At 63.1% G+C, this 23403-nt stretch carries 21 protein-coding genes, 1 tRNA gene and 1 pseudogene; 14 read left to right on the plus strand and 9 right to left on the minus strand.

Annotation, left to right across the window (positions count from 1 at the left end; translation table 11 throughout):
- Positions 1-186: 186 nt before the first annotated feature.
- The 3 genes from HMPREF2967_RS00170 to HMPREF2967_RS00180 form a co-directional block, all read right to left on the minus strand.
- The gene (locus HMPREF2967_RS00170) at positions 187-1782 is read right to left on the minus strand and encodes a peptide ABC transporter substrate-binding protein (protein ID WP_070684486.1); all 1596 of its coding nucleotides are present in this window, start codon (positions 1780-1782) and stop codon (positions 187-189) included.
- A gap of 221 nt (positions 1783-2003) precedes the next feature.
- Complete coding sequence (locus tag HMPREF2967_RS00175) at positions 2004-2906, minus strand: alpha/beta fold hydrolase (protein ID WP_070684487.1); 903 nt, start codon at positions 2904-2906, stop codon at positions 2004-2006.
- A gap of 88 nt (positions 2907-2994) precedes the next feature.
- Positions 2995-3489 (minus strand): phage holin family protein, encoded by a 495-nt coding sequence (locus HMPREF2967_RS00180; protein ID WP_070531763.1) that lies wholly within the window; start codon positions 3487-3489, stop codon positions 2995-2997.
- Positions 3490-3593: 104 nt separating this feature from the next.
- Between HMPREF2967_RS00180 and HMPREF2967_RS00185 the strand changes: the two genes are divergently transcribed.
- Positions 3594-4283 carry an oxidoreductase gene (locus tag HMPREF2967_RS00185; protein WP_070624741.1) on the plus strand — a complete coding sequence of 230 codons (690 nt, stop codon included), beginning with the start codon at positions 3594-3596 and terminating at the stop codon, positions 4281-4283.
- Here HMPREF2967_RS00185 and HMPREF2967_RS00190 read toward each other — a convergent pair.
- Positions 4280-5095, minus strand: a complete 816-nt coding sequence (locus tag HMPREF2967_RS00190) for an HAD family hydrolase (RefSeq protein WP_070564068.1) — start codon at positions 5093-5095, stop codon at positions 4280-4282. The genes HMPREF2967_RS00185 and HMPREF2967_RS00190 overlap by 4 nt on opposite strands.
- A 328-nt stretch (positions 5096-5423) precedes the next feature.
- Between HMPREF2967_RS00190 and HMPREF2967_RS12625 the strand changes: the two genes are divergently transcribed.
- From HMPREF2967_RS12625 to HMPREF2967_RS00230, 8 genes are all read left to right on the plus strand, one after another.
- Positions 5424-6224: a DUF3800 domain-containing protein gene (locus HMPREF2967_RS12625; protein ID WP_141746438.1), complete on the plus strand. Its 801-nt coding sequence runs from the start codon at positions 5424-5426 to the stop codon at positions 6222-6224.
- A 336-nt stretch (positions 6225-6560) separates the two neighbouring features.
- Complete coding sequence (ssd, locus tag HMPREF2967_RS00200) at positions 6561-7577, plus strand: septum site-determining protein Ssd (RefSeq protein WP_070524096.1); 1017 nt, start codon at positions 6561-6563, stop codon at positions 7575-7577.
- Positions 7574-8710 carry a TadA family conjugal transfer-associated ATPase gene (locus HMPREF2967_RS00205; protein WP_070624613.1) on the plus strand — a complete coding sequence of 379 codons (1137 nt, stop codon included), beginning with the start codon at positions 7574-7576 and terminating at the stop codon, positions 8708-8710. The genes ssd and HMPREF2967_RS00205 overlap by 4 nt, the downstream gene beginning before the upstream one ends.
- Positions 8707-9456, plus strand: coding sequence for a type II secretion system F family protein (locus HMPREF2967_RS00210; protein WP_070624612.1), 750 nt, complete (start codon positions 8707-8709; stop codon positions 9454-9456). The genes HMPREF2967_RS00205 and HMPREF2967_RS00210 overlap by 4 nt, the downstream gene beginning before the upstream one ends.
- Positions 9456-10013: a type II secretion system F family protein gene (locus HMPREF2967_RS00215; RefSeq protein WP_070624611.1), complete on the plus strand. Its 558-nt coding sequence runs from the start codon at positions 9456-9458 to the stop codon at positions 10011-10013. Before HMPREF2967_RS00210 ends, HMPREF2967_RS00215 begins: the two co-directional genes overlap by 1 nt.
- Before the next feature lie 79 nt (positions 10014-10092).
- A complete protein-coding gene (locus HMPREF2967_RS00220) occupies positions 10093-10281 on the plus strand; it encodes a DUF4244 domain-containing protein (protein ID WP_049157884.1) in 189 nt (62 codons plus the stop codon).
- The gene (locus tag HMPREF2967_RS00225) at positions 10281-10604 is read left to right on the plus strand and encodes a hypothetical protein (protein WP_070624610.1); all 324 of its coding nucleotides are present in this window, start codon (positions 10281-10283) and stop codon (positions 10602-10604) included. Before HMPREF2967_RS00220 ends, HMPREF2967_RS00225 begins: the two co-directional genes overlap by 1 nt.
- Entirely contained in the window at positions 10601-10945 is a 345-nt protein-coding gene (locus HMPREF2967_RS00230; RefSeq protein WP_070531754.1) for an Rv3654c family TadE-like protein, read from the plus strand. The genes HMPREF2967_RS00225 and HMPREF2967_RS00230 overlap by 4 nt, the downstream gene beginning before the upstream one ends.
- Here the strand turns inward: HMPREF2967_RS00230 and HMPREF2967_RS00235 are convergent.
- Entirely contained in the window at positions 10942-13314 is a 2373-nt protein-coding gene (locus tag HMPREF2967_RS00235) for a DEAD/DEAH box helicase (protein WP_070624609.1), read from the minus strand. The genes HMPREF2967_RS00230 and HMPREF2967_RS00235 overlap by 4 nt on opposite strands.
- 91 nt (positions 13315-13405) lie before the next feature.
- On the opposite strand from HMPREF2967_RS00235, the gene HMPREF2967_RS00240 reads away from it, so the two are divergent.
- Positions 13406-13609: a cold-shock protein gene (locus HMPREF2967_RS00240; protein WP_070516379.1), complete on the plus strand. Its 204-nt coding sequence runs from the start codon at positions 13406-13408 to the stop codon at positions 13607-13609.
- On the opposite strand, the gene HMPREF2967_RS00245 is transcribed toward HMPREF2967_RS00240, so the two are convergent.
- Entirely contained in the window at positions 13606-14199 is a 594-nt protein-coding gene (locus HMPREF2967_RS00245) for a DedA family protein (protein WP_154761934.1), read from the minus strand. The genes HMPREF2967_RS00240 and HMPREF2967_RS00245 overlap by 4 nt on opposite strands.
- 201 nt (positions 14200-14400) lie before the next feature.
- Here HMPREF2967_RS00245 and topA point away from each other — a divergent pair, with 201 nt between their 5' ends.
- On the plus strand, positions 14401-17331 hold the full coding sequence (gene topA / locus HMPREF2967_RS00250) for a type I DNA topoisomerase (RefSeq protein WP_070624608.1): 2931 nt from the start codon (positions 14401-14403) through the stop codon (positions 17329-17331).
- Positions 17332-17882: 551 nt separating this feature from the next.
- Here the strand turns inward: topA and HMPREF2967_RS00255 are convergent.
- Both HMPREF2967_RS00255 and HMPREF2967_RS00260 read right to left on the minus strand, forming a co-directional pair.
- Positions 17883-19256, minus strand: a complete 1374-nt coding sequence (locus tag HMPREF2967_RS00255) for a DUF418 domain-containing protein (protein WP_046647867.1) — start codon at positions 19254-19256, stop codon at positions 17883-17885.
- Positions 19257-19288: 32 nt separating this feature from the next.
- The gene (locus HMPREF2967_RS00260; protein WP_070511233.1) at positions 19289-20821 is read right to left on the minus strand and encodes an adenylate/guanylate cyclase domain-containing protein; all 1533 of its coding nucleotides are present in this window, start codon (positions 20819-20821) and stop codon (positions 19289-19291) included.
- On the opposite strand from HMPREF2967_RS00260, the gene HMPREF2967_RS00265 reads away from it, so the two are divergent.
- The 3 genes from HMPREF2967_RS00265 (at position 20820) to HMPREF2967_RS00275 (ending at position 22954) form a co-directional block, all read left to right on the plus strand.
- Positions 20820-22067 (plus strand): DNA polymerase III subunit delta', encoded by a 1248-nt coding sequence (locus tag HMPREF2967_RS00265; RefSeq protein WP_083309061.1) that lies wholly within the window; start codon positions 20820-20822, stop codon positions 22065-22067. The two genes, HMPREF2967_RS00260 and HMPREF2967_RS00265, sit on opposite strands and share 2 nt — an antisense overlap.
- Positions 22068-22169: 102 nt before the next feature.
- Positions 22170-22245, plus strand: a tRNA-Thr gene (locus tag HMPREF2967_RS00270).
- A gap of 193 nt (positions 22246-22438) precedes the next feature.
- Entirely contained in the window at positions 22439-22954 is a 516-nt protein-coding gene (locus tag HMPREF2967_RS00275; RefSeq protein WP_034969882.1) for a ClbS/DfsB family four-helix bundle protein, read from the plus strand.
- Here the strand turns inward: HMPREF2967_RS00275 and HMPREF2967_RS00280 are convergent.
- Positions 22923-23403, minus strand: a pseudogene (locus HMPREF2967_RS00280) (DNA recombinase); the annotation flags it as partial. The gene HMPREF2967_RS00275 and the pseudogene HMPREF2967_RS00280 overlap by 32 nt on opposite strands.

The raw sequence follows: 23403 nt of genomic DNA on the forward strand, positions 1-23403 counted from the left end.
CGTTGTGGGCAGGTGCTTGTCGACGCCTTCTTAGCAGGCGCCTACGTAGCTCATAAGGATTTTAGTGTGTGATCCAAGTCTGTGAGAAATCTATAGAGCGTTTCGAATCACACTTATGAGTGAAAACGTGGGGCGACCCCCGCTCCACGGTGGCTGCGGGGGTCGTGGGAAGTAGTGGAAGTGGCGTTACTTCTTGGTGATGTTGTAGTACACCGGCTGGGACTTCCAGGAGAACACGACGTTGTCGACGTTCTCGGAGTAGCCGCCGGTGGCGTTGGAGTACCACAGCGGGATGGCCGGCAGATCCTTGAACAGGACTTCCTGGGCCTCGGTGTACTTCTTGTTGGCCTCTTCCTCGGAGGAGGAGGTCAGGGCTTCGTCGAGAAGCTTGTCAAACTCCGGGTTGCTGTAGTCGCCGTCGTTAGAAGAGCCGTCGGTCTTGTACAGCGGGGTAAGGAAGTTAGCCTGGCTCGGGTAGTCTGCCTGCCAGCCGGTGCGGAAGGCGGACTTGATGGTGCGGTTGGTCACCTCATCACGCAGGGACTTGAAGTCCGGGTACGGAGCGCCGACTGCCTCGATGCCGAGGGTGTTCTTGATGGAGTTGGTGGTCGCGTCCACCCAGCTCTTGTGGCCGCCGTCGGAGTTGTAGGCAATCTCCAAAGTCGGGTTATCCCACTTGTTGATCTTGTCAGCTTCGGCCCACAGCTTCTTGGCCTTCTCCGGGTCATACTTCAGGACCTCGTTGCCCTTGATGTCCTCGGAGTAGCCCGGCATAACCGGGGAGGTGAAGTCCTTGGCCGGGGTACGGGTGCCCTTGAAGATGGTGTCCGTGATCTCCTCGCGGTTGATGGCGTAGGAGATGGCTTGGCGACGCAGCACGCCTTCCTCGCCGGAGTAGTGCTCGAGGTTCTCGCCCAGGGTGAAGGACTGGAAGATGGCGGTCGGCTGGTTCACGGCACGGTCGCCGAGGTCGGCCTCGTAGACGTCGAAAGCGGAGTCCGGGACGGCGTCGAGGACGTCCAGGTTGCCTGCCAGCAGGTCGGCGTAGGCTGCGTCCTGACCGGCGTAGAAGACGAACTTGATGCCGTCATTCTGCGGGGTCTGGCCGCCCTTGTACTCCTCATTCGGGACGACGGTGGCGTCCTGGTTGTGGTTCCACTCGGTCAGCTTGTACGGACCGTTACCAATCGGGTTCTGGCCGAAGGCGTCCATGTCCTCCAGCGCGGACTCGTGCAGCGGGTAGAACGCGGAGTAACCCAGCTGCGCCGGGAAGTCCTGCTCAGGGCTGTTCAGGGCGATGGTGAAGGTGTGGTCGTCGACGACCTTGAGGCCTTCCATCTCCTTCACGCCTTCCTCGAAGCCCTTGATGTTGGCAAAGAAGGAAGCGTTGAGCTGGTCATTGGCTACGGCGTAGTTCCAAGCGTCCACGAAGTTCTTCGCGGTGACCGGGGAGCCGTCGGAGAACTTAGACTCCTTGAGCTTGACGGTGAACTCGGTGTTGTCGTCATTCGGCTCGATGGATTCAGCCAGCTCGTTCTGGGCTTCGCCATCGCCGTCGTAGTAGACCAGGCCAGCGTAGATGGAATCGACGATGCGTCCGCCGCCGACCTCGTTGGTGTTGGCCGGGATGAGCGGGTTCTGCGGCTCAGAGCCGTTGACGGTGACGATGCCATCGCCGGAGCCGGAAGCAGAGTCTGAACCGGAGTTGTCGCCACCACAAGCCGCGAGGGTGAGCGGCAGGGTAGCGGCAGAGAGAGCAGCGAGCGTCTTCTTGAGCGTCATGTGGGTCTTAGACCTCCGTGGTGCGAAAGATGTAGAAAACCTGTGGTGTTGGTTTGATATGAAGCTACCGCGTGGCGCGCCTCATATACAAGGAATTGAAAAATATGTCCTGTGATAAAAGCTATAGATTGGTAGGTATTCTTTCTTAACCTGCGGTTTTGTCAACGAATTAAAAAGCCCCATCCCCCTGAGAGGGGTGGGGCACGGAGGGGCGGTGAATGTTACCTATCTCGCAGCCATTGGATGATGGTCTGAGTAAAACCATGCGGGTTCTCAAGATAGGGCAGGTTCTTGGAACCGGGGATAGTGGTGGCGGTGAAACCCCCACGGCAGCGCCGCGCCGCCCGCCGCGCAACTGGCCGCCAGAGCATCTGATCTGCGTGGATAAACAGGGTGGGGCAAGAAACTGTGAGTTCGAGCCAACTGAGCGGAACGACGGCGGTGCGCAGTCGGTGATTCCAGATGATTCCGCGGCGGACGTTTCCGATGCGCGAGGAAGCCACGCGCAGGCGCAGCGCCTCCTCCCGCTCGGCGCCGCTGAAGGAGCCGAGGGCGTCGAGATCCATCTCCCGGAGGTACGTGGACTCTCTCAGCAGAAGGCTCGGGGCGCCAATCTTTCCCAGGCGGCACAATGCCGCGCGCAGGAGCACCCATCCGAAATCCCAGGGGCGTGCGGCGATGGCGCGGCGGAGATCAGCTGGGTGTGCCGCCGAAACAGATACCAGCCCGCGTACCCGCTCGGGCCGCTCGGTAGCCAGCGCCCACGCCACCGCACCACCGGTATCCGCGCCCACCAGGTAGGCGTCGTCGTGGCCTAATGCGCGGATGGCACCGCTGACATCACCAACCGCCACGCGGATATCCTGGCCGGGTTCGAGCGGTGGTTTATCGGACATGCCAAAACCGCGCATGTCGAGGGCGGCGACGTGGAAGCCTGCGGCGGCAAGCGGGGCGATGACATTCCGGAAGTCGAACCACCCGCCGAAAGAACCATGGAGCAACAGCACCAGCGGGTCATCCGGGTTGCCGGCGGTGGCCGCGTGGAGGCGGATGCCGCGCGTGTGCAGGAACTCGTGCTCAAAGGGGCCGTCAAGCTCCACTACGGAGGGCGGTAGGGGATTCATGGGCGGGCCTTTCATGGGAGGGTACACAGACGAAATCCGCCCCGAACGTATGTGCTCGGGGCGGGAGAGTTAAAAGGATCTTAAGGCTTTAGGTGTAGAGGCCACGCTCGATGGACTTTTCAGCCTTACCTGGAACCAGCTTCTTGAGTTCCTTCGTGGACTCGATCGTCTTCTCCGGGGCCTTGACCTGCTTGACCTGCTTGAAGCCGATAAAGGCCACGACGGCGGCGATGACCACCATGAGCAGGAAGACGATCAGGAAGGCTGCCCAGCGGTCGAGCCACTTGGACAGCAGCTCCGCCAGGAAGAAGAAAAAGAAGAAGGAGCTATACAGCGCCACGGTACCGGCAACGCCGAACATGCCCGCGCCGATGCCACCCTTCTTTGCGGAGGCGGCGAGCTCGGTCTTAGCCAACTCGACCTCGGAGCGAACCAGCTGGGACATCTGTTCGGTGGCGTTGGATACGAGCTGGCCGATGGATGCTTCGCCGCGGCGGGAGGTATCTGCATCGCTCAAGGGAATGCCGTCTACCTTCGGGGCGAACTTGTTGGACCCGTCAGTGAATAGTCCGTCGTTGCTCACGGTTAAAAACTCCTACTGTTTTGTCGCAATCTATATCGGCCATAGTAATGAACTTTCCAGAGTTCATGTGGTGCGGCCCGCAAAGTGGGTACGGCGTTATTGTAATGGGTATGCCGCATTCTGACCCGCTGACCCCGCTGATGGCCCTATCTGGGGTGGAGGATAAAGCTGGTTCTGCCGCCGCAGCGATTGCGCGCGTGCACCGCCGCCCCGCGGGCTTGCGCAAGTTTGACGTTATCTCTTCCGAATCACTCTTGCGCGGTGCGCGGGCGGCCGCGGCGATTGACGGAGCGCCGCTTGAGGCTGACGGTATCCCGCCCGCAGTCAGCGCTTATTCCCTCCTTGCCCCCGAAAAACAGGCGGCTACGGTGCGCACCTTCGCACGGGCCCCGCTGCAGGTCTTGGCCAGCATTGATGTTGCGGCGGGCGGCGTGGGGCATCCCGATCAGGACCCAGCGGTGGTGCAGGCGCTGGCACAGCTCATCACGCGCGGAGCCGGCGTGGATTTCGACCGTTTGTTGCCGGTGGTGCTGCACGCGGAGATTGCTGCGCGCTCGCTGTTCGGTGCGCGCAGCACCGCCGTGGCGCTCGTCGCCTCGCGCACTGCCGCTATCCATACGGGCTTCGATCCTCGGGGATTCGCCGTGCCCGAGACCTACCTCAACCGTCATCGCGCGGACTATCGCGCGGCACTGGACGCTTACGATCAGGACCCGGCGGTGCTCATTACGCTGCTTCTCGACGCCTGGGAGGCCGGCGCCCGCGAAGCCGACGGCATCGCGCAAGCGGCTTAATCGCGCAGCTGCTGCCGTGCAAATAAAATCCCGCCGACCACTAAGGCTGCGATGCCGGCCACGACCGCCGAGCCGATACCGAATTCGCGGGCGCTGGGGGCGGTGAAGAGCGGAACGGGGTGTTTAAAGGTGCGGATTTCCCAGTCGTGGGTGATGGCGTGCTTCTTCAACAGGCGGTCCGGGTTCACGGCAACGGGGTGGCCAACCTGCTCCAGCATCGGGATGTCTGTGGCGGAATCGGAGTAGGCAAAGGACGCGTCGGGGTCGACGTTGAGCTCCTGAGCAATGCGCGCCAGTGCCTCAGCTTTTGCGGCGCCTTTGCAGTAAAACAGGATCTCCCCGGTGAACCGGCCGTCCTTCTCGGCGAGCTCGGTGGCCACGACGTGCTCGATGCCCAGTTCCTGTGCGATGGGTTCGACCAGCACGCTTGCCGACGCCGAGATGATCACCACCTCGTGGTCGGCGGTGCGGTGGGCGTCGATAAGCGCGCGTGCCTCCGCATAAATGGCAGGGGTGACCACTGTGTGCATGGTCTCCACCGCGATGTCGTGGACCTCCTGAACGGACCAACCGGCGGCCATGGCGGCGAGCTGATCACGGGTGGTGTCCATGTGCTCGCTGCTGTGGCCGGCGAGCATATAACTGGCCTTGGCTAAAGACAGCTGGAGCGCCTCGGCATGGGTGATGAGACCGTTGTGCATGAATTCGCGGCCGAAGGCATATGCCGAGGATGTGGCAATAATCGTCTTGTCCAAGTCGAAGAACGCGGCTGCGCGAGTGGTGCCGTGAGAGGGAAAAGGGGTACCGGTCATCGAGGGCCTGCCGTTTGTGTGCGAGTTACCCTGCTCATCGTAGCCCCTTAGCAGGCAGAATCGGGAGTACGCAAAGAGATTGCCCGAAATCTCAAGGAATCTTGTCGTTCGCTGTTGTCATCTCTTCTTTCGCATGTCATAATGTCAGGTGCAAGGCCCCGATATACAGTGCGGCCTGCCCCGGCGCACCCCCCCGATGCCGGGTTACCGATGGCCCGCGCACACCCCCCCGAGGCGCGGGCCATCACCTTTTTCAAATACCGGGCTCGTCTGTGGCCATCGAGCTGAGACATATTTGATGTCCTAGCACGGCGATAAACTCTCAGCTGTGACAAGCTATCGAGCAAATTCATTTTCTCACCAAAAGGGATCAGGTCCTCCTCAGGTGAGTTTGCCGCTTGCTGCAGAAAGTGCCGTCTACTTTGTAGATGAAGCCGGAAGTAAAGGCACGTTAGGTAAGCATTTCGTTGTTGCGGCTGTGCGCACGAAGGATCCTGATTTCCTTTCGCGGGAGATTAAGGCATGTCGTGAGCGGAATAACTTCACAAAGGCTGACGAGATTAAGTTCTCGAAAGTTACTAAGCACTCTGAGCCGATTTTGCTTGATGTTTTTCGAACAGCGATAAGCTCGGGGTGCACGTTCGGAGCTTTTGTTTTGGACAAGAGGCATTTCGATCCGTGGAGTAGTCGAGAACAGTGGCAGGGGCATTTGTTCGCGACAGATCGGCTGCTTCGGGGTCTGGTTACTCGCCGTGAAGTTGGGGTGGTGATGCTCGACCACATTGATGTCCCAGTAGGGGTTTCCTACGGAGACACTCTAGTGAACTCTCTCAACAATCGATTTGGAAATAAGCGGTTTGCAACGGCCGTTAGTCTGGATTCTCGGACTTGTCCGGCACTACAGGTGGCAGATCTGCTTGCTAGTTCGGTTTTCCATGCGCGAAAAAAGATCGAAGACGTGGGGTTGGAGGCTTTCTTGGAAGATCGTTCGCCAAAGGCCCGGCTTTCGAAGGGCATTGCGGCCGCATTAGGCGAGAGTCATTTTGGTGACTGCCGTACACCACTTTTGAAGATTGAGACAAGCCATGAGAGGTCATTGACAGAATTGAAGCGCCAACGATACTCTTAGGTGAGGCGCTGAACGCCATAGCCGCAGGCTAAAAGCAAGCGCCCCTCGGGCCTAGTCTCAGACTTACTACCCGAGTTTTATGGCTAACCAAGCCATTCTTTACCGCACTTATTGCGATACCCTCGAGCGTGGCTCGGGGGTATTTGCTTTTGACTCTTAATGGCGGATTCTAAGGATCGTGGAAGCACGGTTTCCTGTGAGTTTTTGTACGTGAGCCCCGGTAATTTTGTTCAAGCGTCAGCAAAATGGGTGCGGAAGACGCCACAAAGGCGAAGTTATCCACAGGTGACTAGGAAGCTCTAGCGCGCGGTTGGTGCGCTCGCGCATGCTTCAGACATGAGCACGTTTCACCTAGTTATCGCCGTTGGGGATTCCACGCTGCGAGCAGAGGCAGCCTCCGCAGCAGCCGCCAGTACTGCGGAAGTGAGCACCGTGGAGGACCCGCGGGACTTCTCCCGGCACTTGCCCAAGGCAGACGCCGTCTTGGCTGATTCGCTGACGGCTCGTCTCGTGGCGGGGCATCCGCGGGTGTACTTCCTGGCCTTGGATCCGGGGCCCATCGATTATGAGGCCGCGCTGTGCTGCCGCGCGACGGCCGCCTTTATCGTGCCCGCCCAATCGAAAGAGCTCCTGGGCGCACTGGCAGCAGACGCCACTCCGGAGACCACCGTGTCCACCGGTTTAACACTGGCGGTGACTGGTTCCGCTGGGGGCTTGGGTGCCTCGACCGTGGCGGTGGCTCTGGCCCGCGAGGCGGGCGCGGATCTCCTCGTTGATGCGAGCCCCTATTCCGGTGGTCTCGATTTGCTCACCGGAATTGAGAACAAGCCCGGCGCGCGGTGGCCGGATCTTGCCGCGGGGACCGGTTCAGTTGATGCAGCAGACCTCGTCCGTGCTCTGCCTACCACCCCGGATGGCATCGCGGTTCTTTCCGCTGCTAGGTCCGCCAGCGCAGAGGCGGTGCAGATGAGTGCTGCCCGGCGCGCGGCCATCATGCAAGCTGCGTGTTTATATCCAGGAACAGTGGTGGTGGATTGCCCGCCGTGGGATATCCCCGATGCGGCGGATCACGTGGTGGTGCTGACTGCCGCAGAGGTGCGGGCGGCCGCCGCCTGCGCGCAGCTGGTGGCGGAGCTTCGTGCCCGGCCGCAGGAGTGCTCCGTCGTCGTGCGCAACCGCCAGTGGGCGGGCCTGGATGCCAGCGATATTGCCACGGTGACTCACGCGGATCCCATCGCTGAGTTGCCGACGATCCGTGGCCTGACCCGCACGGTGGAAACTAGTGGGCTGCCGCGCCAGTTGCCCCGAGCTCTAGCTCGTGTCGCGCGCCAGATGTGGAAGGTCGTGGCATGAACCTGATTGATACGATGCGCACCATCGTGGCCTCCGAGCCACAGCTGGCCCATGATGCACCGGCCTTGGCACGGCGCATTCGCCAGGAAGCCGGTGTCATCAGTGATGTCGACGTGCTCGACCTTTTGCAGCGCCTGCGCCACGATTCCGTGGGCTTGGGACTGCTGGAGCCGGTCCTGTCGCTGCCGGGGCTGACCGATGTCGTTGTCAATGGCCCTGATGCCTGTTTCGTTGATTGCGGGCAGGGCCTGCAGCCACGCGATATTGGCTTCGCCGACGACGCCGAGGTGCGCCAGCTGGCCACCCGGCTGGCTGCGGTGGCGGGCGTGCGGTTGGATGATGCGCAACCTTTTGCCGATGGGCGCCTGACCCGCCCCGATGGCACGAGAATTCGCCTCCACGCGTTGCTTGCTCCTCCTTCGGCAAGTGGAACCTGTATCAGCCTCCGCGTGCTGCGCCAAGCGCAAACCAGCCTGGAGGAACTGATAGCTAATGGCAGCATTGATTCCAGCCTGGAGCACGTCCTGCGCGCCGTGGTTGAGCGGCGGGCATCCTTCCTGGTCACTGGTGGAACCGGCTCCGGCAAGACGACGTTGCTCGCCGCCTTGCTGGGGTGCGTGCCCGCCACCGAGCGCTTGCTCATCATCGAGGACACTCCGGAGCTTTCCCCGAATCACCCGCACGTGGTGACCCTGGTATCGCGCCGGGCCAACGCGGAAGGGCGCGGCGAGATCTCCATGTCGCTCCTTCTCCGCCAAGCGCTACGCATGCGCCCGGACCGCATCGTCGTCGGCGAAATCCGCGGCGCGGAGGTCGTGGAACTGCTTGCCGCGCTCAACACCGGGCACGATGGTGGTGCGGGCACCGTGCACGCCAACTCTGTTGATGAAGTGCCCGCCCGCATGGAGGCCCTCGCCGCTCTCGGCGGGCTCGACCGCGTGGCGCTGCACTCGCAATTGGCGGCTGCGGTACATGTGGTCCTCGGGATGGAGCGCACACCGCAGGGGCGTCGGCTAGCGCACCTTGGCGTGCTCGAGGGAAACCCAGTTACACCGCAGCTGGTGTGGACGGCCGAAGACGGCCCGCTTCCCGGGTTTGCGCAGCTGTGCTCGCGGCTGGGGGTGGAACCATGATGTGGCTATTCCTCGCGGCGGCGTGTTTGCTCTCGCAGCCTGCTTCGGTGACGCGGCTGGAATCGCCGAAGCCTCGCTCGCTGGCACCCGGGGCGCTCTTCCTCGGGGTCGGGTGCTGTGTCTTCTTCGGCAGGCCCACTGTTGTGGTGGCGGTGGGCTGCATTGTGGCCTGTGCGCTGTGGTTTGCCAATGACCTGGCGGCGTCCCGGCGTGAGCGCCGTGGCTCGGAGGCGCTCGCCTCCTACTTCGGTTCTGTTGCCGCCGAGCTGCGGGCGGGATCGACAACGGCGGGAGCGCTTCGCCGGGGCGCCGACGCCCTTCCAGACTCCACCCCGGAGAATCTCCGCGCCGCGTTGAGTACGGCGGCGGGTCTCGCGGCGCAAGGAGGTTCGCCTGCGGTTGCTCTCAATGCACCGGAGGTTGCCCGCTATGCAGCGCTGCTCACGCTCTCCGGGCGCCATGGCGTGGCGTTGGCGAACCTCATCGAGCAGGCTCAAAGCCAGCTGGATACCGCGCGCCGCCATGCCGGTGAGACCGCTGCCTCCTTGCAAGGGCCACAGGCCACCGCGGTCATCCTGGCGTGCCTGCCGCTGGCGGGCATCCTCATGGGAGGGGCGATGGGCGCGGATTCTTTGGGGTTCTTGCTCGGTGGTGGCCTTGGGGGCGTGCTTCTCGACGTCGGCGTGGCCTTCGTCTGCGCCGGATTTGCCTGGTCGCGTCTCATTCTGCGAAAGGCGGCGCAGTGATGGTCTTGACGTATATCTCCGCTGCATTCATGGCTGCGGCTTTCGCTGTTACCTCTGCTGCACCGTCTGGACGAATAGCCCAGTCGGGATCGCGCACACCGCGCCCGAAGACGCCGCGCGATGGTCCCGAAACGGACTATAGTCCGCTCGATGCTGCCAGCGACCTGGAGCTCTTCGCCGCGTGCCTAGAGGCCGGTCTCTCCACGCGCAGTGCTGTGCTAGCTGTCGCTGAAGCCTCACCGCAGTGGTCGGAGGCGGCCGCTCTCATCGGGGTGGGGGTTCCCATGGGCACCGCGTGGTCGGCGCTGGCCAGTCAGCCGCATTTGGAAGAACTGGTGCGGCTTACGCAGCTATCGGGTGAATCGGGCGCGGCCATGGCTACGGGGTGCCACCGGTTGGTGGCGCAGCTGCGTGCCGAAGCCTCGGCACAAGCTACCGCGCGGGCGGAGCGCGCTGGTGTGTTCATCGCAGCACCGCTGGCAGTGTGCTTCCTTCCCGCCTTCCTGGTCCTTGGGTTGATACCTGTCCTCATCAGCTTGGGCCAGCAACTCTTCTAAATCAGCACATACAACTAACCACTCACCAACTCAGTACACGTAACCGACACAAACACAGGAAAAGAAAGCTAGGTACATCATGCAGAAAAAGGTAAACTACCAGTCACTATTAGGAAATGATGATGGTATGTCTACGATAGAATATGCCATGGGTAGTTTGGCCGCGGCAGCTCTCGCTGCGGTCCTCTATGCCGTGGTCAATGGTGGCGAAGTCACCAGCGCCATTACCTCCATCATCACCGACGCCCTGTCCAACACCCCAGGCTAATGCGCGCGCTTGATGACGCCGGCTCCGTCACCATCGAAGCAGCATTGTCGCTGTCCGCACTCGTCATCGTTGCCGCGGGAATCGTGGGTGGCATCGCCACGCTGTCGGCCCACCTCGCTGCCGTTGACGCCGCGGGCGCTGCAGCCCGCTCCGTCGCCATCGGCGTGGACTTTCAGCGCGATGGAGTGACGGTGAACGTGAGCGAAGGCTCCGGGCTTATGACCGCTGAGGCCGCCGTGCCGGCACCGCTGGGGACCATGCGCGCGCAGGCGGTGTTTCCCGCGGAGATGGCAGCGGGTGGGAACAACGGGGCGCAGCCATGAGGCGTCATCGGCGCAGCTGGTCGCGGATCCTGGCGGGGGAGGAGGGCTATGCCACCGTCGTCACCGCCGGGATCATCGCTGCAGTGGCGTCTCTGTTGTTGGCAGTCGCGGCGGTTGCTTCGCTCGTTGTGGCGCGGCACGAAGCACAGGTGGCGGCGGACCTCGCCGCCGTGGCCGGTGCGTGGGAGGTGGCCAAGGGCAGGGACGCCTGCACGAAGGCCACAGAGATTGCCGCGCTTAACGGCGCGGAACTCGGCTCCTGCGACATCGATGGGCGCGACGTTGAGGTCACTGCCCGGCTGCGCGGGCGCAGCGCCATCGCCCGCGCTGGTCCGGTCTAAGAGGTCATGGTAACCAGCGCGCCGAGGAGAGCTATAGCGCCTGCCTTGTCCAGAGGGTTGTTGCCGTTGCCGCACTTGGGGGATTGCACGCACGACGGGCAGCCGGACTCGCAGGGGCAGGAGCGCACGGCATCGAAGGTGGCTTTGATCCACTCAGGGAAGCGCCGGAAACCTTCCTCGGCGAAGCCAGCACCGCCGGGGTGGCCGTCGTAGACGAAGACCGTGGGCAAGCCCGTATCGGCATGCTGCGCGGTGGACACGCCACCAATGTCCCAGCGGTCGCAGGTGGCAATGAGCGGCAGCAACCCAATGGCGGCGTGCTCTGCCGCATGGAGGGTGCCCGGGGTGCGCCCGGCGGTGACTCCCATCGCTGCGAGTGCCAGCGGATCGATGGTGTAGGCCACCGCCCGGGTCACCAGGCGCTGCTCCGGCAGGTCAAGGGGGATATCCTCGCCCACGGAGCCATCGGGAAGCCGCACCTGGTAGCCGGTGACCTTATCGGTCACCTCAACCTCCAGGCTGGCCACCCACAGGCCGGGGGCGTAGTTCACCAGGTCATCGGCCTCGCTCAAGATGCGGATATCCGTCGTGGACTTCGGCTGCGTGGTGTAGTCCGGGGCCTTTGGCACGGCGAGGGCCACGCCCGGCTCGGCGGACGCCGAACCATCGCCTCCGCCGAGGTGAAGTTCCTCGATGACGAAGCTCTCGCCACGGTGCAGGTACACCGCGCCGGGATGCACCTGGCTTACCGCGCGGGCTGAATCGATGGTGCCCAGCAGGCGGCCATCGGAGGAATCCACAATCATGACTTCCTCGCCCGAACCGCCGCGCAGCGAGACGGCTGTGTGCGCGGTCTCCGGGGTGAGCTCGCTTGAGCCAGCCGGCAGGGGAGCGGCGAACCAACCCTGCGGGCGCCGGCGCAGCAAGCCTTGCTGGGCTAGGTCGTGGACCACGTCTTCGGCGCGGAAGGCAGCTACGTCGGCATCAGACAACGGTTTCTCCACCGCCGCGCAGTACACGTGCCCGGCCAGGATATAGGGGTTAGCCGGGTTGAACACGCTGGCCTCCACCGGTCGGCCCAACAGTGCCTCTGGGTGGTGAACCAGGTAGGTGTCCATCGGTTCATCGCGGGCCACCAAAACCACCAGCGAGCCCTGGCCGCGGCGGCCTGCGCGCCCAGCCTGCTGCCAGAAGCTAGCGACGGTACCCGGGAACCCGGCGGTGACCACGGCATCGAGGCCGCCGACGTCGATGCCCAGCTCCAAAGCCGAGGTGGTGGCCACGCCGAGCAAGGAGCCATCGTCCAGCGCCTGTTCCAGCGCGCGACGGTCTTCGGCCAAATACCCCGCGCGGTAGGCGGCAATCCGGCGCGCGAAATCCGGCCGGCCCAGCCTCCCGGAGAGCTCTTCTGCTGCCCGCAGCGCGGTGGTCTCTGCCGCGCGCCGCGAGCGCACAAAGGTCAACGTTCGAGCGCCCTGCGCCACGAGCGCGGCCATCATCCAGGCCGCCTCCGTTGTGGCGGCGCGGCGCACGGGGGCGCCGTTCTGCCCTTCGATGCCTTCCATGAAGCCCGGTTCCCACAGCGCGACCGTCCGCGCGCCCGTCGGCGCGCCATCCTCGGTTACAGGGAGAAACTCGCGCCCCGTCAGCCGTGCGGCATGCCGGGCGGGATCCCGCATGGTCGCCGAAGCCGCAATCACCACCGGCCGCGAACCGTAGTGTGCGCACAGCCGCAGCAAACGCCGCACCACGAGCGCCACGTTCGCCCCGAAAACCCCGCGGTAGGCGTGCGCCTCATCAATCACGATGAACTTCAAGTGCCGCAGCATCCGCGCCCACCGCTGGTGTGCGCCCAGCAGAGAAGAATGAATCATGTCTGGGTTGGAGAAGATAAACCGCGCCTGATCGCGGATACCGGCACGGGCTTCGGTGGGGGTATCACCGTCGTAGGGGGCGGGGTGGACGTCGTGAACCGCAGCGATGCCCTGCGTGAGCTCGAGCACCGTGCGCAGCTGGTCCGAACCCAGCGCCTTCGTCGGCGTGATGTAGAGCGCGCACGCGGTCGGGTCCTGCGCCAGACGGGACAGAATGGGCAAACGGTAACCCAGGGACTTTCCGGAACTCGTGCCGGTGGAGACCACCACATCACGCCCCTCCCACGCGGCTTGTGCCACGGCGACTTGGTGGGCATAGAGCTTGGCGACGCCTTGTTCCTCCAACGCCGCCCGCAACTCCGGCAGGACCCACTCGGGCCACTCGGCATAGCGCGCGGGCTGGGCGGGCAGGGTGGTGGAGTGCGTTAGCTCGGACTCGGGGAAACGCTCAACAAGGTGCTCGACGAGCTCCTCACCCAGAGGGTTCTCACTCACGCTTGCCTCCACTAATCTGCTGTAGGTGCCCAAACGTGGCACACTAGTGCACTAGTTTGCACTACTTTATTTCCGCAAAGGACAACTCATCATGGCATACGGTACCGTCAAGTTCTTCAACGCCGAAAAAGGCTACGGCTTCATTGAGCAGGAGGACGGCTCCGGCGACATCTTCGTGCACTACACCGAAATCCAAGGAACCGGCTTCCGTACCCTCGAAGATAACCAGCGCGTCTCCTTTGAGATTGGGGAAGACACTAAAGGTCAGCAGGCCACCAACGTCGAGGTGGTTTAGGGGGATTCGGCGTAGCCGCGCCGGGTATCCCACCATTCCAGCAGCTTATTCTGCCCCTTTTGCAGGCCGAAGCCGATGATGACGGCGGCGATGATGGAAATGAGCATGGCTATCGCGGGTGAGCCGGAGAAGGCCACGCCGCCGAGGTAGCCAATGGCTAGCGCCTGCGCCACCCACAACAGAACACCGAAGGTGTCGAAGAAGAAAAACAACGGCCAGGGGTAGCGCATGGAGCCCAGCAGAATCGTCATAAACAGGCGGGCCGAGGGGATGAAGCGCGCGATGATGATGGCCGCGCCGCCGCTGCGCCGAATATTACGCTTGACCCACGTTAAGGCGTCATAAGCCTTCGTTCCCTTTTGGGCTCTATTAATAAGGGCGATGAGCCGCGTTCCCAGGAGGAAGCACAAGTTATCCCCCAAAATTGCGGCAACCATGGCGACGAAAAACATGGTGGGAAGATGGGGAAAACCTTGGGAGCCAGACCAGGCGCCCACCATGTTGAGGGGAACCTCCGAAGGCAAAACGGGGAAGAAGCAGTCGAGGAAAATCAGTGAACCCACCAGCGGATAAATCCACTGTGTGGCCATGATGACCTCGAACCATGCAGTAATAGACGCAATCACGCTGTCTCCCAGTTGTGTGCTGTGAGGCGAATCCTCGGACGGCCAGTATAGACCCCCGGTTGTGTGGACGTGAACTGGCCTGAATAACTAGAGTAAGCCTCTATCTGTGTACTCTAGGGGCAATTGCCCAGCAGAGGACTAGCCATCGGAAGGGATGAAGTCGAAGTGGCAGAAGCTACCGGCCCGGGGAAGACCCTGGTCATCGTCGAGTCAGCAACCAAGGCGAAGAAGATTCAGCCTTACCTCGGCGATAAGTACATTGTTGAGGCCTCCGTCGGCCACATCCGGGACCTTCCCCGCGGCGCCGCCGACGTCCCCGCCAAATATAAGAAGGAATCCTGGGCGCGCCTCGGTGTTAACCCGGAGGATAACTTCACCCCGCTGTACGTCATCAGCCAGGACAAGAAGAAGAAGGTCGCTGACCTCAAGGCCAAGCTGAAGCAGTGCGACCAGCTCTACCTCGCAACAGACCCCGACCGCGAGGGCGAGGCCATTGCCTGGCACCTGCTGGAAGTACTCAAGCCCAAGGTGCCGGTGCGCCGAATGGTCTTCAACGAGATCACCAAGTCCGCCATCCTGGAGGCCGCGGAAAACACCCGTGAACTCGATGAAAACCTCATCGACGCCCAGGAAACCCGCCGCATCCTGGACCGCCTCTACGGCTACGAGGTCTCCCCGGTGCTGTGGAAGAAGGTCATGCCGCGCCTATCGGCTGGCCGCGTGCAGTCGGTAGCTACCCGCGTCATCGTCGAGCGCGAGCGCGAGCGCATGGCATTCATCCCCGCCGAGTACTGGGATCTCACGGCAACGCTGAAATCCACGCCGGATTTCGATGCGCGCCTGATTGCCCTCGATGGCAAGCGCGTGGCCGCGGGCCGCGACTTCAACGATAGGGGTCAGCTGAAGAGCGACGAGGTGGTCGTCGTCAAGCAGGCCCAGGCGGAGCAGCTGGCCAGCGCGCTGGAGGGCTCCACCATGACCGTGGCTAGTGTCGAGCACAAGCCTTATTCGCGCAAGCCTTCCGCGCCGTTTATGACGTCGACGCTGCAGCAGGAGGCCGGCCGGCGCCTGCACTACACCTCGGAGCGCACGATGCGCATTGCGCAGCGCCTCTACGAGAACGGTCACATCACCTATATGCGTACCGACTCGACCTCCCTGTCCAAGCAGGGCCTGGATGCTGCGCGTGAGGCTGCCTCCTCCATCTTCGGCGCGGAGTTCGTGGCCGACGGACCGCGTACCTATGACCGCAAGGTGAAGAACTCCCAGGAGGCCCACGAGGCCATCCGCCCGGCCGGTGAGCGTTTTGCCACCCCGGGCCAGCTGGCCGGGCAGCTCGACGCCGAGGAGTACAAGCTTTATGAGCTGATTTGGAAGCGCACCGTGGCCTGCCAGATGGCCGACGCCAAGGGAACCTCGATGAAGGTGACCGCGGCGGTCAACGCCGGCGGCCACGACGCCGACTTTTCCGCGACCGGCCGCACGATTACCTTCCCGGGCTTCCTCAAGGCCTACGAGGACGTGGCGGCGAAGGACTCGAAGGGAGAGTCCCGTCTGCCGCACCTCAATGAGGGCGACACGCTGAAGACCGCTGCGGTTACTGCCGACGGCCACTCCACCAACCCGCCGGCGCGCTATACCGAGGCCAGCTTGGTCAAGAAGATGGAAGATTTGGGCATCGGGCGTCCGTCGACGTACGCCTCCATCATCAAGACCATCCAGGACCGCGGCTACGTGCTCTCCCGCGGCAACGCGCTGGTGCCCTCGTGGGTTGCCTTCGCGGTGGTGGGTCTGTTGGAGAATAACTTCACTGAGCTGGTGGATTATGACTTCACCTCCTCCATGGAGGATGAGCTCGATGCCATTGCCGCCGGTTCGGAGAACGGCACGGATTGGCTGAATAACTTCTACTTCGGCAACACGGAGGCCGGCGAGCGCAAGGCCGCATCTATTGCTCGCCACGGCGGCCTGAAGTCCTTGGTGGGCATCAACCTGGAGGCCATCGATGCCCGCCAGGTCAACTCCCTGCGCCTGTACACCGACGCGGAAGGCCGCGATGTCTTCGTGCGCGTGGGCCGCTACGGTCCGTATATCGAGCGCGCCGTGGGCACCAACGAGGACGGCACGGTGGAGTACCAGCGCGCCAACCTCTCGGAGACGGTCACCCCGGATGAGCTCAACGAGGCTTTGGCGGAGAAGCTCTTTGCCACCCCGCAGGGCGGGCGCGAGCTGGGACAGAACCCGGAGAACGGACGCACCATCGTGGCCAAGGAGGGTCGCTTCGGCCCGTACGTGACCGAGCAGGTGCGTGACGACGAGCGCGAGAAGGCCGAGGCCGAAGCCGAGGAGATCGTCAAGGAGGAGCGCGCCGCGGAGGACGCCCAGCGCGCGGCCGAGGGCAAGCGCGCCAAGAATTGGGAGACCAAGACCGCGGCGAAGCAGAAGGAAAAGCGCATTGCTGAGTACGTTGAGGAGAAGCTGAAGCCGGGCACGGCCTCGCTCTTTGCTTCGATGGAGCCGTCCAGCGTCACTTTGGAGGAAGCGCTGAAGCTGCTGAGCCTGCCGCGCGAGGTGGGCGTGGACCCCTCGGACGGCGAGGTCATCACCGCGCAGAACGGCCGCTATGGCCCCTACCTGAAGAAGGGTAAGGATTCGCGTTCCTTGGCCAAGGAGGAGCAGATCTTCTCCATCACGCTGGATGAGGCGCGCCGCATCTACGCGGAGCCGAAGCGCCGTGGACGTGCGGCCGCACAGCCGCCGATTAAGCAGCTGGGTGATAACGACGTCTCCGGCAAGCCGATGACGGTCAAGGACGGCCGCTTTGGCCCGTACGTCACTGACGGCACGACGAATGCCTCGCTGCGCCGTGGTGACGATCCGGAGCAGCTTACCGACGCCCGCGCGAACGAGCTCCTCTCCGAGCGCCGCGCCAAGGACGCCGCGAACGGTGGGGCGAAGAAGTCGACGAAGAAGAGCACCAAGAAGTCGACCAAGAAATCGACGAAGAAGGCTACGAAGAAGTCGAGCAAGAAGGCCACGAAGAAGCCTTCGCCGGGCACGAAGAACGTGGTCAAGGCCGGATCGCGCAGGAAGTAGATAGGCCATGCTCACGCTGGAGAATTTCGCGCGCGACATGCTGGACCGTACCCAGGAAGGCACCGAGGCTCTCCTGCGCGCGGTGGGCCCGGCCTTTGCTGGCCGCGATCATTTCACCCTCGGCGCGCTCGCCGCGGGGGAGACTGCCGTCTGGTCACGCCTGTTTAACTGGCGCGCGCTCGGCACGGTCACTACCGCCGCTGTACCCGTGCTGTTGGCCCTGCGCCCAGACTGCGCACCGGAGACCCGTGTGGGGCTCGTCGCCGCTTCGCTTGGCCAGGCCGCCAAGCGCGGCGCACCAACGACGTTCGGCGTGACGTGTGTCAGCGTGCAATACGCTGCCTTCGCGTGGGCGCTGCGCGGTGCGCGCAATGATGCACTGGGTTGGGGCCTGCGCGCTGGCGCGTGGGCCGCGGGCCTTGCGCTAGCCCGCACCCGAAGTGAGCGCCGCGCCACGGCTATCGCCGGAATCCCGGCGGCTGCGCTCTCCGCGCTAGCTGGTGACCCAGCCCTGCGCGCTGCTGAATCTACGCAGGGGCTGAGCCACGGTGCTAACCTGCTTCTGGCCTCTGAGGCGCTGACGGTCCTGAACCCGGCTGAACAGCGCCAGGATGCGGGCCTGCGTGGCCGGGTTCTGGATGCGGCGCAGTCGGCGGCACAGACGGTAGGCCTGGTGCTGCTGGTGGATGGGCTGGCGCGGAAGGGCCGCGGTTAGGCGCAGCGCCTAATTCCGGGCGCATCGTCTTGCCATAGGACAAGCGTCGGTGTACCCATTCGAAGGGCCCGGGCTTGCCCGCGGCCTCGAGCGCGCAGGCGATGAGGAGCGTTGCTAGCCATACGCCGGTGGCTAGCGCTGCCTGGCCCGCGGCGCTGAGCTCCGGGCCAATGTTGAGGGTAAAGGGGTAGACCAGCGCCAGGAAGAACACGGACTGCAGCACGTAGCCGGTCATGGAACGCTTGCCCAGCGCAATCAGCGGCCACAGGAACCAGGGGCGCGCACCACGGCGCTGCAGGGGTTCTAGGGCGAGTGTTGCCCCCGCCACGATGCCCGGCCCGGTGAGCATGCCGATGCAGCTATTCGCCGCGTTGAGGGGTTCCGCTAGAGCTGGGTCCAGCACCCCAATCGTCGACAAGCCCCAGGGCAGGCCGAGGAAAAGGATGATGGCTAGGGCCAAAATGGTCCACGCCCACAGCTCGCGCCGATGGCCCCCGGCCAAGGTTCCGCGGCGCGCCCACACGAAACCTACGAGCATCACCGGAAGGACCAAGGCTCCCGTCAGGGGAACGGAAAAAGCTTGGGCGCCGACCATGATGGCCTGCTCACCCAGCAGCTCCCAGTAGGATTCGGCGGCGGTGAAGCCGCTGAGATCAAACTCCGACGTATCGACAAGCGCGGCCCCAACGCCCATTCCGATACCCGCCACAACCAGCAGCGCACAGAACCCGTAGGCCACGCGCATGAGGAGCTTGTCGGTTAAAGTAAGCAGCAACGCAATGAGCATGCCCATCGCGCCGTAGAGCAGCATGATGTCGCCGGAAAAGAGGAAGAGGCAGTGCAGGGCACCGAATAAAGCAAGAAAGCCATAGCGCTTTGCCAACACGGCCTGCGCGCGCCGCAGTGGGAAGCCGCGTCGCCACAAGCTCATTGCGATAAGCCCCACGCCAAAGCCGAGAAGCGTGGAGAACATCGGCAGGCCGCGCACATGCACGAACATGGCGGAAAAGACCACATAGACTTCGTCAACGAGGGTATCGACGCCGCCGAAATAGGCATCGGGGCCATCGCCGTCGTTCATAATCCACGCGGTGCAGACATTAGCCAGCGCGATGCCCAGCAGGGCCATGCCGCGGGCGACGTCGGGGACGAGAAGACGAGGACTCGAATACTGGCGTGGCGGATGGGGCTGGTGGGGCTGATGAGGCATGGCCCCAAGCTACCAGAAGCACAAAAACTTATTTATCCGAGAGCGCGTTCCGCCAAGGTCGGGCGAATCGGGCGCGCCAGCTGCGTCATGCGGCGGCGCCCGCGCAGCTCAATAGACTTCATCAGCGTCCAGCGCGCTTGCTCTGCCTCGTTGGCGCCGCGCAGCGTGGCGGAGTTGGTGAGCACCTGGCCCGGGGTGTCCTTGGCCAGTTCGGTGAGACGGGCAGCCTCGTTGACGGCATCACCAATGACGGTGTACTCGAAGCGGTCCGCACCACCAATGTGCCCGGCCACCACGTGGCCCGCGGCCACGCCGATGCCCGCCTGCAGCCGCAACCCGCGCAGTTCCTGGCGAAGCTCGCGGGCGGCCTGCAAAGCCATGGAGTTCGCGTCGTAGACCGTCAGCGGGGCACCGAAGACGGCCAGGGCGGCATCACCCTGGAACTTGTTGATGATGCCCTTGTTCCGGTGCACCACCTCAACGACGTGCTCAAAGAACTTGTTGAGCTCCTCCACCACTTCTTCCGGGGTGTGGTTGACGGCGAAGGTGGTGGAGCCGATGACGTCGATAAACAGCACCGCCACCTTGCGGTCCTCGCCGCCCAGCTCCGGGCGTTCCTCCAAGGCGCGCTGGGCCACCTCGGCACCGACATAGCGGCCGAAAATATCGCGCACGCGTTGGCGCTCACGCAGGCCGCGCATCATTTCGTTGAATCCGGCCTGAAGCACGCCGAGCTCGGAGCCGTCGTAGATGTCCACCTGGACGTCACTCTCGCCGCGGCGTACGCGGTTGATGGCGTCTTGCAGCTCAATGATGGGATCGACCACGCTCATCATCGCGAACATGGTTCCCATGAGCCCGGTGCCCAGCGCGGTAACGGTCAGCGCAACGATAGCCGGCATGATATCTGAGGTCTCAGGGCTAAACAGACCCGCCTGTTGGCCCATGAGGACAAGCACGATGCCGATGAGCGGGATGCCGGAGGTCATCATCCAGGTGGAAAGCAACCGGTATTTAATCGGCGGCTCCAAGGTGGAATCCTCGAAACGCCGGGCCACGGCCTCCGCAGCCACGGGGCGTACGAGGCGCTCCGCCTGCAGGTACGTCAACAGCACGATGAGGCCGCCGGCCAATGCAGCAGAAACACCGACTACCACGGCCAGCCGCGCCGAGTGCTGGCCTGCCAGCACCACCGCCAAGATGATGCCCAGCAGCCACACCCCCGCGGCCACACCGGCCTGGTAGAGCGGGATGCGCAGGACCAGGTTGCGCACCATATTGGGGTCATGGTCATCGGGGCTGCGCTGCCAGTCCAATACCGGTCTGAACAGCCGAAGTGTTACCGCTATGCCGATGATGACCGCAAAGGTTACGAACAGCGTGCCGTAGGTCCACAGGTGGGGCGTGTGAGCGATGAAATCGGAGATCTCCGGCATGGGGAGAAAGAAGACCACGAAGGTCATGATCGCGATGGCGCCGATGATGTTGGCTCCAAGGACGAGCGCGGCGTACATCGGCCATTGAGTACCCCATAACCAGCGGGCGCCACGCATCAGTCTATTCATGGTTACACACTTTAGTTATCCCAGTAGGCTAGGGCGAGTGAACACCTCCAGCGTTGCCGAAAGGCTTGCCGACGCCCCCTCCGTCTCCCACACCATCCTCAGCGCTGCCCGCGCGGCTCGCGGTGAGGGCGACTCGCGAGCGATGAGCCACTCCTGGCTATTTACCGGGCCCCCGGGTGCCGGCCGTTCGCTGGCCGCGCAGTGCTTCGCCGCGGCACTCATGTGCACGTCCGCCGACGAGAACGGCAACCCCGGCTGCGGGCGCTGCCCCTCCTGCCAGAGCGTCCTAGACAATCAAGAGCACACCGACTTGGTCTACGTGGACCCGCAGGAGCAGTTCATCACCGTGGGCGAGGCCCGCGACGTCATCGGGCGCGCAGCCAGCCTGCCGAGCGTGGCGCCGTGGCGCGTGGTCATCTTCAACAAGGCCGACCGCCTGCGCAATGAGGCCGCCAACGCGCTGCTCAAAACCGTGGAGGAGCCCCCGGAGCGCACCGTCATCATCATGGTGGCGCCCTCGGAGGACCCGGAGGACTTCTCGGTCACGCTGCGCTCGCGCTGCCGTCACCTTTATATTCCGGCGCCGAGTGTGGAGGGCGTCGTCAAGCAGCTCGTCGCCGAAGGCGCCAGCGAGGATGACGCGCGCCTGGCCGCCGTGACCACCCTGCGCCACGTGGGACGTGCGCGACACCTAGTCAACGAGCCCGCCGCGCAGAAGCGCCGCGCCATGGCCATCAACCTGGCCGAAGACGTCTTCCACGGCTCCCAGGCCTTTCAATCCGTCACGGCGCTGCTGAAGTTCATTGAGAAGGAAGCCAAGGACTCCCACGCGGCGGCGGAGGAGGCGGAGCGCTCCAAGATTGAACAATCCTTCGGCGTCGGCGCCAAGGGCAAGGGCGCGACCAAGGCGCAACGCGACGCCCGCAGTGCCCTGAAGGATCTGGAGGAGCTCCACAAGAAGCGCGCTAAACGACGCATCTCCGACGGCCTCGACATCGCCCTCGTGGATCTCGCCGGTATTTACCGCGATGCGCTCATGCTGAAAGTCGGCGCTGAGGTGGAGATGACCCACCCGGACTTCGCGGGCCTGGCGGGCGAACTTGCCCAGCGCGTGAGCGAAGATGGCTTGCTGGCCGCCCAGTCCGCTATCCGCACCTGCCGCGAGCAGCTGCCGCAGAACGTCACCCCGCAGGTGGCTTTCGACGGCATGGTGGGCCGCCTGCGCCTGGCCTGTGGCGCGCGCTAACCAGCACGTGTGCTGCGTGCACACTACAGGTGATAGCCCGATTTCTTTATCAGCCCAGGCCTAGGCTAAACTCTCAGGCGGTGCATATACACACTGCATCGTGCCGCCTTAGCTCAGTCGGTAGAGCATCTCACTCGTAATGAGAAGGTCGCGAGTTCGATTCTCGCAGGCGGCTCCACTTAGACGTCGGATTTGATAAGTACCCTTTTGCGTTAGCGAGTATCGCTTAGGGGGGTGTGAAAAATCGCTTGCGTTAGCGGGTTTGGGTTTTGCGTTAGCGGGTATCTTGTTTGCCCTAGTAAAATGCGTATTTAGGGTTTAACGCGCTAACGAAGCGTTAAACCTAAGGCCGTTTCACGAGGAGGTGTGTGGTGAGATCGTATGCGTCTGGCGATGAACTAGCCGCAGAGATTACTAAGCGTGGCGAACTTTTTATCGGCGAGTTCGTAGGCGTTCCTGGCGATGGTTGGGACCGGCTGGTTGACGGTGTTGACCGCACGCCCCGGCAGATGATCGCCTACCAGCTTGGCTGGATGGAATTACTGCTCGGCTGGGAACGTGACGAACAAGCCGGTCTTGACGTGGTGACTCCGGCACCTGGTTTTAAGTGGAATCAACTGGGCGGATTGTATGAATCGTTCTACCAACGCTGGGAGCAGGTATCTACTGAGGATTTGATCGACAGGTTCAAGATCCTGCTTGGTGAGATAGTCAAAATGGTGGGCGGTCTAACCGAATCAGAATTGTTTAGTTCGGGTCAGCGTGCGTGGGCTTCTTCCACCCCGTCGGCGTGGCCGGTGTGGAAATGGGTGCATATCAACACCGTCGCGCCATTTACGACGTTTCGCACCAAAATCAGGAAGTGGAAGAAACTGGCAGCCTGCTAGCAATAGGCACGGTGATTTCAGTGCCGATTCTGAAGACGAACTGGATCTCGTTGGCTCCGATAACGGCATGGTCGATAAGCGCTGTCCACTGGGATGGTTGAAAATGCTGGATGGGCTTGTCGGCCAACTGGGTGTAGGCGGTTTTGATCGCAGTGGCCTTGGCACTCTTGGCAGCAATCTCGGCCTCGATGGCTTGTTTGCGGCCCAGGGTTTTCTGGTATCGCGCTTCTAGCTGGGTGTAGCGGGCGGGGTATTGGTCCTGGTCTTGCGCTACCCGCTGATTTTCTGCAACCAATGATTCAATCTCGCTGGCAAGAGCGCGGATTTTCTCGTCTAGGCGCTTGGACTCCGCTTCGAGCTGGTCTGTATTAAACATGGCGTCGATGACCTGTGGTAGGTGGCTTTGTCCGCGATAGGACCTGACCCCTGTTTGGTAGACACCTGATATC

This window comes from Corynebacterium sp. HMSC059E07 (assembly GCF_001814395.1).
Classification (GTDB): domain Bacteria; phylum Actinomycetota; class Actinomycetes; order Mycobacteriales; family Mycobacteriaceae; genus Corynebacterium; species Corynebacterium hesseae.